At 43.6% G+C, this 16,911-nt stretch carries 16 protein-coding genes and 1 riboswitch; of the genes, 13 read left to right on the forward strand and 3 right to left on the reverse strand.

Annotation, left to right across the window (positions count from 1 at the left end):
- Positions 1-35: 35 nt before the first annotated feature.
- From VZF35_RS21550 to VZF35_RS21575, 6 genes are all read left to right on the forward strand, one after another.
- Positions 36-1,337 carry a pyrimidine-nucleoside phosphorylase gene (locus VZF35_RS21550; protein ID WP_407308384.1) on the forward strand — a complete coding sequence of 434 codons (1,302 nt, stop codon included), beginning with the start codon at positions 36-38 and terminating at the stop codon, positions 1,335-1,337.
- A 70-nt stretch (positions 1,338-1,407) separates the two neighbouring features.
- Entirely contained in the window at positions 1,408-1,902 is a 495-nt protein-coding gene (locus VZF35_RS21555; protein ID WP_407308386.1) for a CoA-binding protein, read from the forward strand.
- Positions 1,903-2,023: 121 nt separating this feature from the next.
- Positions 2,024-3,742 (forward strand): LytS/YhcK type 5TM receptor domain-containing protein, encoded by a 1,719-nt coding sequence (locus VZF35_RS21560; protein ID WP_407308388.1) that lies wholly within the window; start codon positions 2,024-2,026, stop codon positions 3,740-3,742.
- 14 nt (positions 3,743-3,756) lie between these two features.
- Positions 3,757-4,530, forward strand: coding sequence for a LytR/AlgR family response regulator transcription factor (locus VZF35_RS21565; protein WP_407314777.1), 774 nt, complete (start codon positions 3,757-3,759; stop codon positions 4,528-4,530).
- Between the two features lie 203 nt (positions 4,531-4,733).
- Positions 4,734-6,527, forward strand: coding sequence for a carbon starvation protein A (locus VZF35_RS21570; RefSeq protein ID WP_407308390.1), 1,794 nt, complete (start codon positions 4,734-4,736; stop codon positions 6,525-6,527).
- A gap of 237 nt (positions 6,528-6,764) precedes the next feature.
- Positions 6,765-7,913: a D-alanyl-D-alanine carboxypeptidase family protein gene (locus VZF35_RS21575; RefSeq protein ID WP_407308392.1), complete on the forward strand. Its 1,149-nt coding sequence runs from the start codon at positions 6,765-6,767 to the stop codon at positions 7,911-7,913.
- Here VZF35_RS21575 and VZF35_RS21580 read toward each other — a convergent pair.
- From VZF35_RS21580 to spoIIAA, 3 genes are read right to left on the reverse strand one after another with little or no spacing between them, the layout of a single operon-like run.
- Entirely contained in the window at positions 7,910-8,767 is an 858-nt protein-coding gene (locus VZF35_RS21580) for a SigF/SigG family RNA polymerase sporulation sigma factor (protein ID WP_407308394.1), read from the reverse strand. The two genes, VZF35_RS21575 and VZF35_RS21580, sit on opposite strands and share 4 nt — an antisense overlap.
- 11 nt (positions 8,768-8,778) lie before the next feature.
- Positions 8,779-9,216 carry an anti-sigma F factor gene (spoIIAB, locus tag VZF35_RS21585; RefSeq protein WP_407308396.1) on the reverse strand — a complete coding sequence of 146 codons (438 nt, stop codon included), beginning with the start codon at positions 9,214-9,216 and terminating at the stop codon, positions 8,779-8,781.
- Positions 9,217-9,561, reverse strand: coding sequence for an anti-sigma F factor antagonist (gene spoIIAA, locus VZF35_RS21590; protein WP_407308398.1), 345 nt, complete (start codon positions 9,559-9,561; stop codon positions 9,217-9,219).
- Between the two features lie 316 nt (positions 9,562-9,877).
- Here spoIIAA and spoVAC point away from each other — a divergent pair, with 316 nt between their 5' ends.
- The 7 genes from spoVAC to VZF35_RS21625 all read left to right on the forward strand — a co-directional run bounded on the left by spoVAC (position 9,878) and on the right by VZF35_RS21625 (position 16,573).
- Entirely contained in the window at positions 9,878-10,345 is a 468-nt protein-coding gene (spoVAC, locus tag VZF35_RS21595; RefSeq protein ID WP_407308400.1) for a stage V sporulation protein AC, read from the forward strand.
- A 66-nt stretch (positions 10,346-10,411) separates the two neighbouring features.
- The gene (gene spoVAD / locus VZF35_RS21600; protein WP_407308402.1) at positions 10,412-11,419 is read left to right on the forward strand and encodes a stage V sporulation protein AD; all 1,008 of its coding nucleotides are present in this window, start codon (positions 10,412-10,414) and stop codon (positions 11,417-11,419) included.
- Between the two features lie 13 nt (positions 11,420-11,432).
- Positions 11,433-11,795: a stage V sporulation protein AE gene (gene spoVAE, locus VZF35_RS21605; RefSeq protein ID WP_407308404.1), complete on the forward strand. Its 363-nt coding sequence runs from the start codon at positions 11,433-11,435 to the stop codon at positions 11,793-11,795.
- Between the two features lie 68 nt (positions 11,796-11,863).
- Positions 11,864-13,357, forward strand: coding sequence for a spore germination protein (locus VZF35_RS21610; RefSeq protein WP_407308406.1), 1,494 nt, complete (start codon positions 11,864-11,866; stop codon positions 13,355-13,357).
- Positions 13,358-13,379: 22 nt separating this feature from the next.
- Positions 13,380-14,468 (forward strand): acyl-CoA dehydratase activase-related protein, encoded by a 1,089-nt coding sequence (locus VZF35_RS21615; protein ID WP_407308408.1) that lies wholly within the window; start codon positions 13,380-13,382, stop codon positions 14,466-14,468.
- Positions 14,410-15,561, forward strand: a complete 1,152-nt coding sequence (locus VZF35_RS21620; RefSeq protein ID WP_407308410.1) for an acyl-CoA dehydratase activase-related protein — start codon at positions 14,410-14,412, stop codon at positions 15,559-15,561. Before VZF35_RS21615 ends, VZF35_RS21620 begins: the two co-directional genes overlap by 59 nt.
- Positions 15,545-16,573, forward strand: coding sequence for an acyl-CoA dehydratase activase (locus VZF35_RS21625; RefSeq protein WP_407308412.1), 1,029 nt, complete (start codon positions 15,545-15,547; stop codon positions 16,571-16,573). The genes VZF35_RS21620 and VZF35_RS21625 overlap by 17 nt, the downstream gene beginning before the upstream one ends.
- A 105-nt stretch (positions 16,574-16,678) precedes the next feature.
- Positions 16,679-16,866, forward strand: a riboswitch (Lysine riboswitch).
- The last annotated feature ends 45 nt before the right edge of the window (positions 16,867-16,911 follow it).

The following is a 16,911-nucleotide window of genomic DNA, read 5'->3' on the forward strand; positions in this document are numbered from 1 at the left end:
ATGCAGAAAAGGGACGATATAGGGGAGTGATTTCTATGAGAATGGTAGATATTATTCAAAAGAAAAAACATGGCGAGATTCTCGCCGAAAATGAGATTAATTTTGTCGTAAATGGGTATGTCAATGAGGAAATACCAGATTATCAGATGTCAGCGTTTCTCATGGCAGTTTATTTTAAGGGCATGAATAAGAGAGAGATTGCCGACCTCACTTTAGCATTTGTTGACTCAGGGGATAAGAATGATTTATCAAACATTCAGGGAATTAAAGTCGACAAGCATTCTTCAGGTGGAGTAGGAGATAAACTAAGCCTTGTTATTATTCCTCTTGTTGCCTCGGTAGGAATACCTGTAGCAAAAATGTCTGGCAGGGGGTTGGGTCATACAGGCGGCACCATCGACAAATTAGAGTCCATAGAAGGCTTTAAGACGGTGTTAGATCGGGAAACATTTGTTAACAATGTTAATACACATAAGATGGCTATAGTAGGTCAGAGCGCCAATTTAACGCCGGCCGATAAGAAAATTTATGCCCTTAGAGATGTGACAGCAACCGTAGACAGCATTCCTTTGATTGCCAGCAGTATTATGAGCAAGAAAATAGCCTCTGGTGCTGACTGTATCGTTCTAGATGTTAAAGTTGGTTCTGGGGCATTTATGAAAACAGTGGATGAAGCGATTGAATTGGCTAAGACCATGGTTGAGATAGGAAAATCGTTAAATAGAAAAACAATTGCCGTCGTCACTGATATGAGTCAACCCCTTGGACATGAAGTTGGGAATGCCAATGAAGTTAAAGAGGCCATAGAAATCTTGAAGGGAAATGGAGCAGAGGATGAGACGACGATAGCATTAACCCTGGCATCTTATATGGTCGTTTTAGGTGGGGCCTATAAAGACTTTTCAACGGCTTACGATGAACTTAGTAAGATCATTAAATCGGGTGCGGCAATTAAAAAGTTTAAGGAGTTAGTTCAAATCCAAGGTGGAAATCCAGAATTGGTTGACAATCCTAATATGCTACCCCAAAGCAAGTATCATCTTGAAATTAAAGCATCAGAGAGCGGGTATGTTTCAGCCATTGATGCTGAAAAGATAGGAATTACTGCAATGCTGCTGGGTGCCGGGAGAAAAAAGAAAGAGGATACGATAGATTTTTCAGCAGGAGTTACTATGGTGAAAAAGGTTGGAGATAACGTTAAAGCAGGAGATGTACTCTGTATTTTGCATACGAATATTGAAGAACAGCAAGAGGCTGGGGAACTATCTAAAAAAGCTTATTCTTTTACGGATATGGAACCAAAATCTCTCAGATACATTTATGAAGTAATACAATGATACTTGCTTAAACATAAATTCCCCTTCCTTACGTATATGATAGAGAAGGCACAGGGAAGGGGGAATCTGTATGGCGCGGGAGAAAACAATTTATCCTTTCGTTGAAGGGTTGACTACGGGAGATACTTATGCAGTTCTAGGAAATGCCCAAAAATTCAAAACTCATAAACATGCATGGAAAGTTTGGCGGGCTTTAAAAGAATGTGGCTGTTTAGTCTATCCTGTAGCTGAGGATTTAAAGCGGATTGATGGGAGTAAAGTGTATCCAAGTGTGGCTGAACTCCAGGATAAGGTCACGGTAATTGTACCTTGCTTGTTACCGGAGATGCTGACGTCTCTCGTGACAGAAGCCTCGATGGCCGGAGCGAGCAAGATTTGGTTCCAAGAGCAGACTTGGAGCGAAACTTTCCAAAAGGAATGCGAGGAGCTTGGAATTCAAGTTTTTCGGGGATGCGTACTTCGGCATAAACTATATCCTCCCATGAGCTTGCGTTACCTCAATCCTTGTTACTGGCATGGATTAAAGGATCTAAAAGTTCCGTCGAAACGCTATCTAAGGTATTAATGAGGAAGTTTTTTAAAGCCTCTTATCGAATATAAAGCTCCCATTCCTAAAAGTTGAAGTAAACTATGTAATTTTAAATTTGCTGGTATCTGTAATCGAACGGAAGATAAGGGGTACGATGATGTTCTGGAGATTATTCCAAGACCTGGCGCTTAATATCAGCGTGATCGTGACGATTGCTTACGTCATGAGCCGGACGAAGCTCTTTAAAAGAATGTTGCGTGGCAAGGCTAATATCCAAGAGAAGATGTTCTTGGTGATTCTTTTTGGAAGTATTGGAATTGCCGGTACCTATTCAGGCGTTGAAATAAAAGGTGCTCTGGCAAATTCTCGGGTTGTCGGAGTTGCTGTCGGAGGAATGCTCGGAGGCCCTTTGGTCGGAATTGCTGCTGGGATTTTGGCTGGTGGACATAGAGCCATTCTAGGAGGTTTTACCGCTGTCGCCTGTGGGATAGCAACGATTGTCGAAGGTGGGATTGCAGGTTTTTTCGGACGGAAATTCTCAGGAAATTTGTCTTGGAAACGATCTTTGCTCGTTGGCATGGGGATTGAAATAGTCCAAATGCTCCTTATTTTGATAATTGCCAAACCATTTTTGGCTGCCTGGGACTTAGTGAAGGATATTGGCTTACCGATGATTATCATGAATGGGGTCGGTATATCAATTTTTACCACCGTGATTCATGGATCCTTGGAAGAAGAAGAAAGAATCGGTGCAGTACAAGCCCAAAAGGCTTTGCATATAGCCAATTTAACCCTGCCAATCTTACGGTTAGGGTTGACGAAGGAAACGGCGAGTCGAGTTGCCCAAATTATTTATGAACAAACGGATGTCGCAGCCGTGGCGTTGACGGACCGGGAACAAATTTTGGCGCATGTAGGTAAAGCTTCAGACCACCATGAGGCAGGGCATAAAATCCAGACGATGGCTACGCATCAGGCTTTGGAATCTGGTGATCTAAAACTTGCTGCGACTAGGGTGGAAATTGGTTGTCCTGAACCAAATTGTCCTTTGTTTTCAGCCTTAGTAGTACCACTCCATTTCCAACAGTCCATTGTGGGCACCTTGAAAATTTATCGGGAACGTGCTCGGGCGATAAGTCCTGTGGATTGGGAATTTGGTGCCGGCTTAGGCATGCTTTTTTCGACTCAATTAGAATTAGCTTCGTTGGAAGCCAGAGCACGATTGGTGAATAGAGCTGAACTAAAGGCTCTTCAGGCTCAAGTGAACCCACATTTCTTATTTAACGCTTTAAATACTGTGATCTCGTTTAGCCGAACAGATCCTGAAAAGGCTCGTCACCTTTTATTGCAACTGGGAGATTTTTTCCGCAAGAATCTCAAAAGTGGGGAAAAATTTGTAACCCTGCGCGAAGAGTGCGAACATATCCGTGCTTATCTGGCAATCGAATTAGCCCGTTTTTCTGAACGGCTTACTGTGCGCGAAGAGATCACTGACGAGGCCTTAAATTGGAGGCTACCGGGGCTTACGTTGCAGCCTTTGGTTGAAAATGCGATTAAACACGGGATTTACCCGCTGAATATTCCTGGCGAAGTCGTTATTTCTGCTCGTGTCGAAGAAGACATGTTGCTGATAAGGATTGGGGATGATGGTGTAGGAATCTCACCCGAAAAATTATCCTGTATTCAGGCCGGAGGTGAAGTAGCGACGTCAGGGTTAGGAATTGGCCTTCAGAATGTCGCTCAACGTCTGAATATTTTATATGGACAAAAGGCTGAGTTTAAAATAAAAAGCAAAAGAAATGAGGGAACGGAAGTTGTTTTGAAAATTCCTCCCGTAGCGGCTGCTGATCGTTTGGATATTAACGAAGAGGGGTGAGGTTTTTGCGTGTCATGGTAGTTGATGATGAGCGTCCCGCAAGGGACGAGCTTTGTTTTTTGTTACGTGAAATCCCCGATATGGAGGTTGTCGGAGAAGCTGGATCTCGTGAGGAAACAATTAGGAAGTTTCTCGAGTTACGCCCTGATGCCATTTTTCTTGATATTCAAATGCCTGATGCCTCAGGAGTGGATGTGGCACGAGAATTACTTCAAATGGGTTATTCTCCAGCCATTGTCTTTGCGACGGCCTATGATCAATTTGCGATTGACGCCTTTGATATTAATGCAGTAGATTATCTTTTAAAACCGTTTCATGAAGAACGTTTAGCTGAAACAATGCAGCGACTGAAGAAACGTATCGAAGGTAAGAATCTGAATAGTACGTCATTCCCAGAAACAAACCACGAATTCCTAACAAAATTAGATCACATTTATTCATCCTTGAATGCAGTGAAAGAACGTGAAGGTAAGCTGAAGGTTGAAGAGAATGGCATGATATTTCTCATCCCTATTGGGGATATTATCTATGCCACGATAGAAGAACGATCCGTGCGGGTGGTTACGAGAGATCGGAGTTATCTGACGAACTATACTTTGACTCAATTAGAAGGGTTACTTAAGTCGCCATTTTTAAGAGTTCACAAAAGCTATTTAGCTCAAATAGACCAGATTCGATCGATCATTCCTTGGTTTAACAATACCTATAATTTGATTATGACGGATAATAGCAAGATTCCTGTAAGCCGAACCTATGTAAAAGCGTTTCGAGAACGAATGGGAATATAGACTCTTTATGCTGCTCTAGTCAAGGGACAAACCAGTGAGAGACTATAAGAATTAAATAATGTCTGCATGTTACACAAGGTTTACGGTAGAACACACTGTAAATCTTGTGTTTTTTGTTGAAATCAACCCTAGAAAACTCTTCAACTGTATACTGGGCACAGAGATAAGTTAAAAAATTAAATTTCTGTGAAAGGAGTAACAAAATGAACGCTTTAACCCTTATCATTGCTTCAGCACTAATTCTTATGTTGGCGTATCGCTTTTACGGTGCTTTTATTTCGGCAAAAGTATTGGCCCTTGATTCCAATGTTCCAACTCCGGCTATGCGCATGGAGGATGGAAAAGATTATGTCCCTACGAACAAGTGGGTTGTTTTTGGCCATCATTTTGCAGCCATAGCAGGGGCGGGGCCTCTGGTTGGTCCAGTCTTAGCTGCTCAATTCGGTTATTTGCCGGGTGCCCTTTGGATTTTGATCGGAGCGGTACTAGGCGGCGCAGTCCACGATGCAGTGGTACTATTTGCCTCAGTGCGTTATAACGGGAAAAGTCTTTCGGATATTGCCAAAGAGGAAGTTGGCCCAATCACTGGATTTATTACAGGGATAGCAATTCTGTTTATTATCACCATAACGATGGCAGGCCTAGCTATGGTTATTGTCAATGCCTTGTATCAAAACTCCTGGGGTGTTTTTACAATCTCAATGACGATTCCGATTGCCGTATTCGTGGGTATCTATATGCACAAACTTCGGCCTGGTAAATTAGGCGAGGCTTCTGTCATTGGTGTGGCTTTAATCCTATTGGCTGTTGCCCTGGGTCCGGTTATCAAAAATTCTCCACTGGCCTTTTTGTTCTTTTATGATTCCAAAACCTTAGAACTAATTCTTCCTATCTATGGTTTCATTGCTGCGGCACTCCCAGTTTGGATTCTCTTGGCACCGCGGGATTATCTCAGTTCTTATATGAAAATTGGTACGATTACTGCTTTAGCGTTAGGAATTGTATTCGTCCATCCACAACTACAGATGCCGGCATTTACACAATTTGTTAATGGCGGCGGTCCAATCATTAATGGTAAAGTTTGGCCCTTCCTATTTATTACAATTGCCTGCGGGGCAGTTTCGGGATTCCACGCTTTAATCGCCTCGGGTACGACGCCAAAAATGCTCAAGAACGAAGGAGATATTAAACTGATCGGGTATGGCGGTATGATCATGGAGGCTTTTGTAGCCATGATGGCCCTTATTGCCGCCACGGTTTTAGCCCCTGGAGATTACTTTGCAATTAACACGTCTCCAGCAATCTTTGCCCATCTGGGTATGCAGATTAAAGACTTGCCGATCCTTTCGCAAATGGTAGGAGAGAATGTGGCTGGCCGACCAGGCGGTGCCGTAAGTTTAGCAGTGGGTATGGCTCATATATTCTCCAGTATACCTGGCTTAAAAGGATTAATGGCTTATTGGTATCAGTTTGCCATCATGTTTGAAGCGCTCTTTATTTTGACAACCATTGATGCAGGGACTCGTGTCGCCCGTTATATTGCCCAAGACTTTTTGGGTTTAGTATTTAAACCAATAAGAACATCTAAATCTGTGGTGTTGTCCATTGTTTTAAGTGCTTTTGTTTCCTTTGCTTGGGGTTATCTGCTTTATGGAGGGGATATAGCCACCATTTGGCCGATCTTTGGGGTTTCCAATCAGTTATTGGCAACATTAGCTCTAGCAATTGGTTCAAATATGATTTTAAGGCGATCCCAAAAAATCAGTTACACTCTAACAACATTTTTGCCCATGCTTTTTATGGGAATAACCTCTACCGTCGCTGGGTATTTGACGATTGTAAACACTTATATTCCGAAACATCAAACCTTACCAGCGGTTTTGGCGGGGTTAATGATTATCTTGGCAGTGATCATAGTTTTTGACTCGATTCGTAAACTGTTCCGGACGCATTCTTCCATTGTGAAGGGTCTTATCCCAAAAGTTGCTGCAAAATAACCAAGAAAACATTTTCTTAATAATTCAAGTCTTAATAATTCAAGTCTTTAGGTCGCCAGTCGGCGTCCTAAAGACTTTTTTAATGCTGTCAGAAAGCATCACTTCGTCCAATACTTTCTACAGGTCCCTTCTCGCCATCCTTGGCTTTTCATAATTACTTTTAACTTTAACATGTAATCCCGATATAATTTTCCTTTTCGGGAATAATAACAATAAATTTAACGAGGAGGAGTCAAAATGCGAAAAGGATTAGCCATTGTTCTTGCTTTAATGCTTGTGCTCGGCAACATCGGCTTTGCTAATGTCCGGTCTGTATTGGGAGCGGAGATTGAGACCGAAGCTACGAGTGCTATTTTGATGGACGCAGCCTCAGGTCAAATTCTTTATGAGAAAGATTCGCATAAAGAATTGCCACCGGCAAGTGTTACCAAGCTAATGACATTACTCGTGGCAGCAGAGGCTGTTGAGTCCGGGAAAGTCAAATTAACAGATAAAGTGACTGCCAGTGAAAACGCCAGTAAATTAGGCGGCTCACAAATTTATCTTGAACCTGGAGAAACATTAACCTTGGAGCAACTGTTAATTGCCATCGCCGTGGGGTCCGCAAATGACGGTTGTGTCGCTGTAGCAGAACATATCGATGGAACTCATGAAGCATTCGTGGAAGAGATGAATCGTAAGGCCCAAGCCCTAGGCCTGAAAAATACGCATTTTGTCAATGCCTATGGATTGCCGGCCGAGGGGCATTATACGAGTGCCTACGATTTGGCCGTAATTGCGAGAGAAACTCTAAAATACCCCTTGATTCGAAAATTAACAAGTATTAAAGAGTATGATTTGCGCGATGGTAAATTTAAGCTCTGGAATACGAATAAACTGCTCTGGTGGTATCCAGGCGCAGATGGATTTAAAACCGGTTGGACAAATGAGGCCAAGTACTGTCTCGCCTCTACCGTTGAAAGAAATGGTTTAAGGCTAATTTGTGTCGTAATGGGGGTTCCGCAAGTGCGAGGACATTTTGCGGAATCTATGAAAATCTATAATTATGGTTTTGCTAAATATCAGTTCAAAGCGTTTGCTCCAGCCGGACAAAAACAGGGCACTGTTAAAGTTCAGAAAGGGATGGCAGATGAAGTAAATGCAGTTACAGAGAAAGCCTTGGGAGCTACTACTGAAAAAGGAAATGATAAAAATTTCTGGGTCGAAACTAAGCTCAACCCAGAAATAAGTGCTCCGATTCAGAAAGGGCAAAAATTAGGCGAGATTCTGTTGTATCGAAATGATGTTTTGCAATCAAGTGTCAATTTAATCGCTGAGAATTCCGTAGAAAAGGCCGGATTAGCAGAACAGATGAAGCGTACTCTGAGAGGCGTCATTGGATATTAGTCTAAGCGCTTCTTGGATGAATCTTCGGAATCAGAGTTTGACGCTGAGTTAGAATCAGATTTAGAACTAGAGTCAGAATGTTCATCAATCCTGGATAATTCGCGAATTCTCAGGAGAGCTGCTCGCTCAATCCTAGAAATTTGAACTTGCGAGAGATTTAAGAGACTGGCGATTTGACTTTGGGTTTTGTCTTCAAAGAAGCGCATCAAGAGCACACGCTTTTCTCGCTCGGGCAATTTATCCAAAACTTCATTGAGGGCAATTTTATCAAACCAGCTAGGGTCGGGCCCCTTTTCGGTGGAGAGTTGATCGAGTACATAGATGGGATCGGAGTCATCCTGGTAAAGGGTATCATAAATGGAGGTTGGGCTTTGAATGGCTTCCAGGGCAGCAACGATCTCATCTCGGTCAACCCCTATGTTGGCGGCGATTTCCCCGATAGTTGCCTCGCGGCCTAAGGTTGAAGAAAGTTCATCACGTGCACGATTTACTTTGTACACTAATTCCTTGTAAGAACGAGGAACTTTCAAGGGGTGATCGTCACGGAGGAAACGACGTATTTCTCCGATAATCATCGGTACGGCATAGGTCGAAAACTTAACACCGTAGGAGAAGTCGAATTTATCAATTGCTTTAATGAGGCCTATGGTTCCAATTTGAAAGAGGTCTTCCATTTCGTACCCACGATGAGCAAAACGTTGAACAAGATTGAAAATCAGTTTCAAGTTGCAATTAATTAGACGCTCTCGCGCTTGGACATCTCCATCTTTGGCAGCACGGAGGTTCTCCATCATCTCTTGATCAGAGAGAAGCGGGAAGTGAGGAAGATTCATATCCGTTAATCGTTGAATCATATCACGCCCCCCTAATGAGAAGCGCTGGATGATTGTTTAAGTTGCTTCATCATTGTCACGGTTGTTCCTATGTCAACAACAGAATCGACTTGGAGATCATCCATAAACGATTGCATAAAAACAAAGCCTAGGCCCATTCGTTCAGGATCCGTGCTAAATGCAGGCTGCATAGCCTGTTCTACATCTGGGATTCCACATCCTTCATCTTTTACAACAATCTTGAGGAGATCGCCCGCGACTTCTAGATTGAGATAAACAATCCGATTTGACTGATTGTGGTAACCGTGGATGATGGCATTAGAAACCGCTTCGGAGACCGCAACTTTTAGTTCTTCAATATCATTGAGAGGCAGGTCCAACTGCCCTCCCACTGAAGCTATGAGCAACCGCGCAATGCCGACATTTTCTGAAATACTCGAAAATGTTAGGGCTAATTGATTCGATTTCATTTAAGCTCGCCTTCCTTCCTCATAAGCATGGGCTTCATCTTCATAGAAGCTAATGATCTTAGGCAACCCCGACAATTCCATGATTTTGTAAACGTTTGGAGGTACGTTGGTAATTTTAAGTTTCCCCCCTAAGGACAGCAGCTTCTTGTACCTCCCAAGAATAACTCCAAGTCCGGAACTATCGATAAATTGAACGTTCTGGAGGTTGAGAATGACTGTACGAATCCCTCTTTTCTCAATCTCAATGTCTATAGCTTGTCTTACGGTGGCTGAAGTGTGCATATCCAGTTCTCCGTCTAAGCGCAAGAACAGGGTAAGGCGCTCTATCTTTTTATCAAGGTTCAAGACCATCCCCCCTAAATTGAATTCATAACGGTGACCTGTATCGCGAAGTTTGATTTATAGTTAGGTCTGATTTCGGAAGAGGAACGTTATTAATGAAGTGGAGCATTCTCTTAGTTTTTAGCTTGCAGGGCTTGCTCTAATCGATGACCTTTAATAAATTCGTTATTACCCATAATTTTCCTGCTTAGGATTTAAAGTGTTCTTGGCAAGCTCTGTCGAAATATCTGCAATTTTTAATGAGTCTAGAGTTTTCTAAGTATAATTTAGCCACTTTTCATTAATAATACAAATTAGTCTGTATAAGGGAGGCAGCTGAATGGCTAATCAAACTCTTCGCCCGCCAACCATTTCAATTTCTCCGGAACAATATAAAACGTTATCTCAAAAGTATACCCCAAAGCCTACCGTAGCGAAAAATATGTTGCGGGCATTCTTCGTTGGAGGAATTATTTGTGCAATAGGTCAGGTCATCATCAATTTATTTTCGTCCTTTGGGTTGACACGTGTAGAATCATCAAATGCGGCGACGGCCACAATGATTTTTTTAGGTGCTTTACTGACGGGATTAGGTGTTTATGATGAAATCGGAAAATTCGGGGGGGCCGGGTCGATTGTTCCAGTGACTGGTTTTGCAAATTCGATCGTTTCTCCTGCTATGGAATTTAAACGTGAAGGGTATGTTCAAGGAGTGGGGGCAAGGCTGTTTACCGTTGCCGGACCTGTACTTGTCTATGGCATTGCTGCATCGATCGTGATCGGTGTCATAACCTATTTTGTGCGTTAAAGATTAAGACTAATGTTATGTAAGAAAACTTTGATTCTGGGTTGCGAATGGGGATGAATATATGTCATGGATTTAAAACGAATAGGTAATCAGACCGTGGTGTTTGCCAATCCTCCGGTGATACTATCGTCTTATTCGGTAGTTGGTCCTAAAGAAGGACAAGGTCCGCTTGGAAAAACATTCGGCAATGTTTGGAAGGACCAGTTGAATGGTGAAAAATCCTGGGAACTGGCAGAAAGCAAAATGCTTCAGGAAGCGCTGCAAGGAAGTATTGATCAGTCAGGCATCTCCAAAGAGCAAATTGAGTTTATGCTGGCAGGGGATTTGCTTAATCAAATTGTCTCCTCAAATTTTGCTGCGCGACAAATTGCGCTGCCATTTATCGGTGTCTATGGCGCTTGCTCAACAATGGCCTTAAGCCTGGCGATTGGAAGTATGTTGATTGACGGTGGATTCGCTCAGCATGTCCTGATTGGAGTATCCAGTCATCATGACACGGCAGAACGACAATTTCGTTTGCCAACCGAACAGGGCAACCAAAGAGCGATGAGTGCTCAGTGGACTGTGACGGGAGCTGGCAGTGTACTCCTTGGCAAACAGGGGGTGGGGCCAAAAATTACTTCAGCAACCATAGGCAGAGTTATAGATTATGGGGAGACTGATGCCAACAATATGGGCGCAGCGATGGCTCCTGCGGTTGCCGATACAATCCTCAATCACCTGCAAGATTTACAGCGTACAGTTCAAGATTACGATTTAATAGCTTCTGGGGATTTAGGTGCAGTGGGCCTAGCTCTTGCCGGTGAAGTACTTAAAAAGAGTGGTGTAGATATGGGCACAGGATTCACGGATTGCGGAGTTAAGATTTTTGATTCAACGCAGGATGTTCACGCCGGAGCTAGCGGTTGTGCCTGTTCTGCCGTTGTTTTTGCCGGTGATATTATGCAGAAACTTAAGGCAAGTGAGTTGAAGCGAGTTATGCTGATTGGGAGTGGTGCTCTACATAGTCCTACATCTGCAATGCAAGGAGAATCAATACCAGGAATAGGACATGCGGTAGTTATCGAAGCCTGAAAGGAGCAATTCTATGTTTAATATGATTGTACCAGCCTTTATCGTTGGTGGATTGATCTGTGTTATAGGCCAATTATTGATGGACTTGACCAAACCGTCATTTACTCCTGCCCATGTATTAGTCTCATATGTAACCGGCGGAGCAATTCTTGGAGCATTAGGATTGTATGAACCGTTAGTGAGACTGGCAGGAGCAGGAGCGACGATTCCTTTATCCGGATTTGGGTACAGTCTAGCCAAGGGGGCTATGGATGCTGTCGGAAAACGTGGGATTATTGGGGCATTTTCGGGTGGTATTGAAGCAACAGCCGTTGGAATTGCCGCAGCCGTATTTTTTGGGTATGTGATGTCTGTCACGTTCAATCCTAAAGGCTAGAGCATTAGAAATTGAGATTACTTGATGATTAAACCGTGATCTTAGAACCGTGCAGAAGGAGGTAAGGTATGGATAATAATTCAAGTGAGAAAAACACCCCGGTTAGTAAAAATTACCAGGAGAATGTTGATTACCTCAATAAGGAATTAGGAGTTCCGGATAATTTCGATATAGTCCTTCGAGAGATGTCCATTGGCGGTAAAAGGATAGCCATTTATTCTGTTAACGGGATGGTTGACACGCATGTAGCCAGTTATATCTTAGATGCCTTGATTGACCTGGAACGTTCAGACCTAATTGTTAATGCCTTAGATAAATTGGTTAAAGGACGCATTGTGGATTTGCAGGTCTCAGAGGTCCAAACGATGGATAAGGTATTCTATTTTGTTTTGTCGGGTCCAATGGCAATCTTTGTTGAAGGACAAGATAAGGCAATTATTGTTGATGCCAGGACCTATCCTTCTCGTCAGCCTTCCGAACCAGATATTGAACGTGTTACCCGAGGGTCCCGTGATGGATTTACAGAGACTCTTGTCATGAATACAGCCTTAATTCGCAGACGCTTGCGTGACCCAAAACTGCGTATGAAATTGGTTCAAGTAGGAGGACGCTCCAAAACAGATGTTTGTATTTCTTACATCGAAGATATTACCAACCCAGAGATGGTCAAGAAAATCCAGGAAGATCTTCAAGCAATAAAAATTGACGGGATTCCCATGGCCGAAAAAAGCGTGGAAGAATTCATTCTCGGGAGTAAATTCTGGAATCCTTATCCCCGTGTGCGTTATACCGAACGTCCGGATGTTGCAGCAATTCATTTACTGGAAGGCCACGTCGCGATTATTGTCGATACCTCACCCTCCGTTATAATGGCACCGACGACGTTTTGGAGTCATCTGCAGCATGCGGAAGAATATCGCCAGGAACCAATTGTCGGAGCATATCTCCGCTGGATACGTTTCGCGGGTGTTTTTGCCGCTCTGTTTTTGCTTCCCCTCTGGTTGGGTGCAGCTCTAAACCCTCAATTACTTCCGGATTGGCTTCAGTTTATCGGTGTTTCAAAAGCTGCAAAAATCGGCTTGCTTCCCCAAGTATTAATGGCGGAATTTGGAGTGGATCTCCTGAGGATGGCAGCAGTTCACACTCCGGCCCCCTTGGCGACAGCGTTAGGTTTGATCGCCGCTTTTATGTTAGGGGACATAGCCGTTAAAGTTGGAATGTTTTCTCCCGAAGTCATTCTCTATGTTGCCGTGGCTACAGTAGCAACGTTTGCGACACCGAGTTATGAGTTGGGTTTGGCCAATAGACTGGCTCGTTTGTTTATCATTATTATGACCGGACTTTTTAACTTCTGGGGATTCTTAATCGGAGCGTTTCTCGTACTCTTTCTTTTATGGAGAACAAAATCCTTTGGAGTGCCTTATCTTTGGCCTCTCTTGCCTTTAAATATTAAAGCCTTGGGAACAGTACTGGTTCGGTCACCAGTTCCAATTAAGAATACGCGCCCAAGTGTTTTAAAGCCTCAGGATCCTATCCGGCAGCCGGAGGGTAAGGATAAATAGATTAAGAAAGGATGCCATAAGTGTGAAAATAGGGTTTCCGCGTGCTCTTTTTTATTATGATTATTTTCCTTTTTGGGCCGGCTTTTTTTATCGGCTCGGTATAGAGGTTGTTACTTCCCCTCCAACAAATCGTCAAATTATGGAGGACGGCCTCAAGAAAACCAGTGACGAAACGTGTTTACCGCTTAAGCTGCTGGCTGGACATATGCAGACCTTAAAGGATGTCGATGCGATTTTTTTGCCTCGTATGGTCAGTATAGAAGCAAATACCTACAATTGTCCGAAGTTCTTAGGTATACCAGAAAGCTTGCTACCTGCAGTCCCTCCTGGAATTCCGGTACTAAGTGCCGTCATCAATTGGCGCAAGGGCCAGCGTCAGGTCCTCAAAGACCTCCAAATTTTTGGTTTAGAAGTTGGCAAAAGTAAGGGAGAGATTCGTGCCGCCTTCATGGAAGGGCAAAAATGGCAGCAGTGCTATCAAGATTCCAGAGGAAAAGGGTGGGATTTTGAGGAGGAAATGCGTGAAATCGAGCAGCTCACAAGGGGACAGATGCCCTCCTCAAATTCTCCTAAACCCGGACAAGGGACCAAAAGAGAGGCTTTTTCGTCTTCCTTGAGACAAATCAGCGAAACTAATCATCGTTTAAGAATTACCTTAATCGGACATTCCTATCTAATCCAAGAATGCTATGCGAACCTGAATCTGCTGGGACGCCTTCGTGATAAAGCGGAAGTGAACTTAATCCAACATGTTGAACAGGACGAAATTGAAGTGAATTTATCGGGGCTGCGCAAGAAACTATTTTGGAGTCATGCCAAGCAAATCTATGGTGCCGGGAACAAATTTGCTCAAGATCAAACCATCGATGGGATTATTTACCTCACATGTTTTGGATGTGGTACAGATTCTATGGTTCAAGAATTAGTAGCGCGAAAAGTACGAGACCAACATAAGCCTTACATGGTGATAACCCTCGACGAACATACTGGCGAAGCTGGGTTGGTGACTCGCCTTGAGGCCTTTCTGGACATGGTCGAAAGGAGGAAGGCTCGTGAAGGTTACATTTCCACACATGGGGAACGCATGGATCGTTATTCAAACTCTCTTTGAATCTCTCAATGTTGAGGTGGTTGTTCCTCCCATCAATAATAAACAAACGTTAACGCTGGGTACTAAGCTGGCACCTGAAGCAGCGTGTTTGCCTTTGAAACTGAATCTTGGTAATTACATCGAAGCAGCGCAGGAAGGCGCAGATACGATCGTTATCACTGGGGGAATTGGTCCTTGCCGATTTGGTTATTATGGGGAAATAGAAGGGCAGATTCTCAGAGATGCTGGTTACAGTTTGGATGTTGTGACTCTTGAACCTCCCGATGGAAGTTTGAGAGGTCTGGCTCAACGTATTAGGTATTTAGCCGGAACGAGAAATTCTTGGGCATCGATTCTTAAAGCCTTGCGCTTTGCCTATCTGAAATGTGTAGCGTTAGATCAAATTGAAGATTTAATCCATGCTGCACGACCGAGATTGCCTAATCCCCAAGAAACCGAACTTCTTTACGAGGAAGGTAAGAAACGCTTAGCAGAGACGATGACAGTAAAAGGGATACAGGATATAGTGCGTTGGCTGCAGGAGTGTATTCGTGATCGTCAATCTGCGGGAAACATGGTTTCTGAGAAACAGCAAAAGCCCCTGCGCATAGGAATCATTGGAGAAATTTATACCATTTTAGATCCCTACACATCCGTAGGAATAGAAGAGCAACTGGGGCATCTTGGAGTAGAGGTGGACCGCTCTATTTATCTTTCCGGCTGGGTGGGGAATCATATCTTTCAAGGTCTGGCTCCAGGTTATCGATCAATCCGTTCTTACCATAACCACGCCAAACCGTTTTTGCCGCATTTTGTGGGAGGACATGGACAAGAAACTGTTGGCGCCGCAGTCAAATTTGCCAGAGAAGGATTCGATGGGATTATTCAACTGTTTCCTCTTTCTTGTATGCCTGAGATTGTGGCAGCCAGCGTATTGCCTCGAGTTCAAGAAACCTATCAAGTACCCATTATGACACTCATTGTTGATGAACATACTGGGCACGCGGGGGTACAGACTCGTTTGGAAGCGTTTGTTGACTTATTAGAAAGACCACGACACAAACGTATTCCAGAAAACACTAGAGAGGGTGTGTCGGTTGTTGGGGGAAGATAGCTTTTATTTAGGTGCAGATGTTGGTTCGGTCAGCACAAATTTAGTGTTGCTGACCGAGGATGATAACGTGGCCTTAACCCTTTACTTGCGTACTCAAGGGCGTCCTATGCAAACGATTCAAGAAGGAATGAAACTTTTAAGGTCAAAAATCGGAAATTCGGCAAAAATACTAGGGGTAGGAACAACGGGAAGTGCACGGCAACTGGCGGCTACGTTGCTAGGAGCAGATGTTATCAAAAATGAAATTACAGCCCACGCTGTAGCTGCCTCTCGAGTGGACCCTTCGGTACAAACGATTCTCGAAATTGGAGGACAAGACTCCAAGATCATTATTCTTCGCGATGGGGTTGTTTCTGACTTTGCTATGAATACCGTCTGTGCCGCCGGAACGGGATCTTTTCTTGATCAGCAAGCAGCGAGACTAGGTATACCCATTGAAGAATTTGGCCGATTAGCCCTCGAAGCAAAAAATCCCGTAAAGATTGCTGGGCGCTGTTCAGTTTTTGCCGAATCAGATATGATTCACAAACAGCAGTTAGGGCATGCTCTTCCTGATATTTTAGCTGGCCTTTGTCAAGCGATGGTTCGAAATTACCTGAACAATGTAGGTAAGAATAAGGATATACGAGGGCCAATTTTTTTCCAAGGTGGTGTAGCTGCTAATCCAGGGATATGTAAAGCTTTTGAAGCAGAGTTAGGACAACCTGTCCTTGTCCCTGAACATTATGGGGTTATGGGTGCCTTAGGAGCTGCTTACTTAGCACAGGAAAAAATAGGATTGAACCCTGGGCATAGGACACAGTTTCGAGGGCTGCATTTAGGAGAAACCCAATTTAATGCCAAAAGCTTTGAATGTTCCGGGTGTGCTAACCGCTGTGAAGTGATCGAAATTTTACAAGACGGGTCAAGCTTGGCTCGATGGGGAGATCGCTGCGGCAAGTGGTCAAACGCACTTGGAGTAAGTACAAGTAAGGAAAAATCCCAAGATGAGGGAGAACAACGCGGGGCATAATGAACTCTAAGATTCGATGATCCTACATCCTCCCCTAAAAATGTTTTGACCTTCAATCGGAAGTCTGATATAATTATTTAAATTTCATATGCCTCATCTCTTTGGAGGTGCGGTAGAGGCGCGAATGACAATAGTACCGTGGAGAAGGCTGCGACAACTGATGAGCCCATGGAAAAGGGGATTTCGCCGAAGCCCAAAAAAAAGCGTGATTTTTGGTGCTGGTCCTACAGTAAAGAATTGTGGGACTGTCACACGATGCTTTTGATTACATCGTGTGGAGAACTACTCCCAACAGGAGAAGAGGGTCAATGTTTGCGTGCAGTTGTGCGGCAACAGAG

It is taken from the genome of Desulfosporosinus paludis (genome assembly GCF_045689965.1).
Classification (GTDB): Bacteria; Bacillota; Desulfitobacteriia; order Desulfitobacteriales; family Desulfitobacteriaceae; genus Desulfosporosinus; species Desulfosporosinus paludis.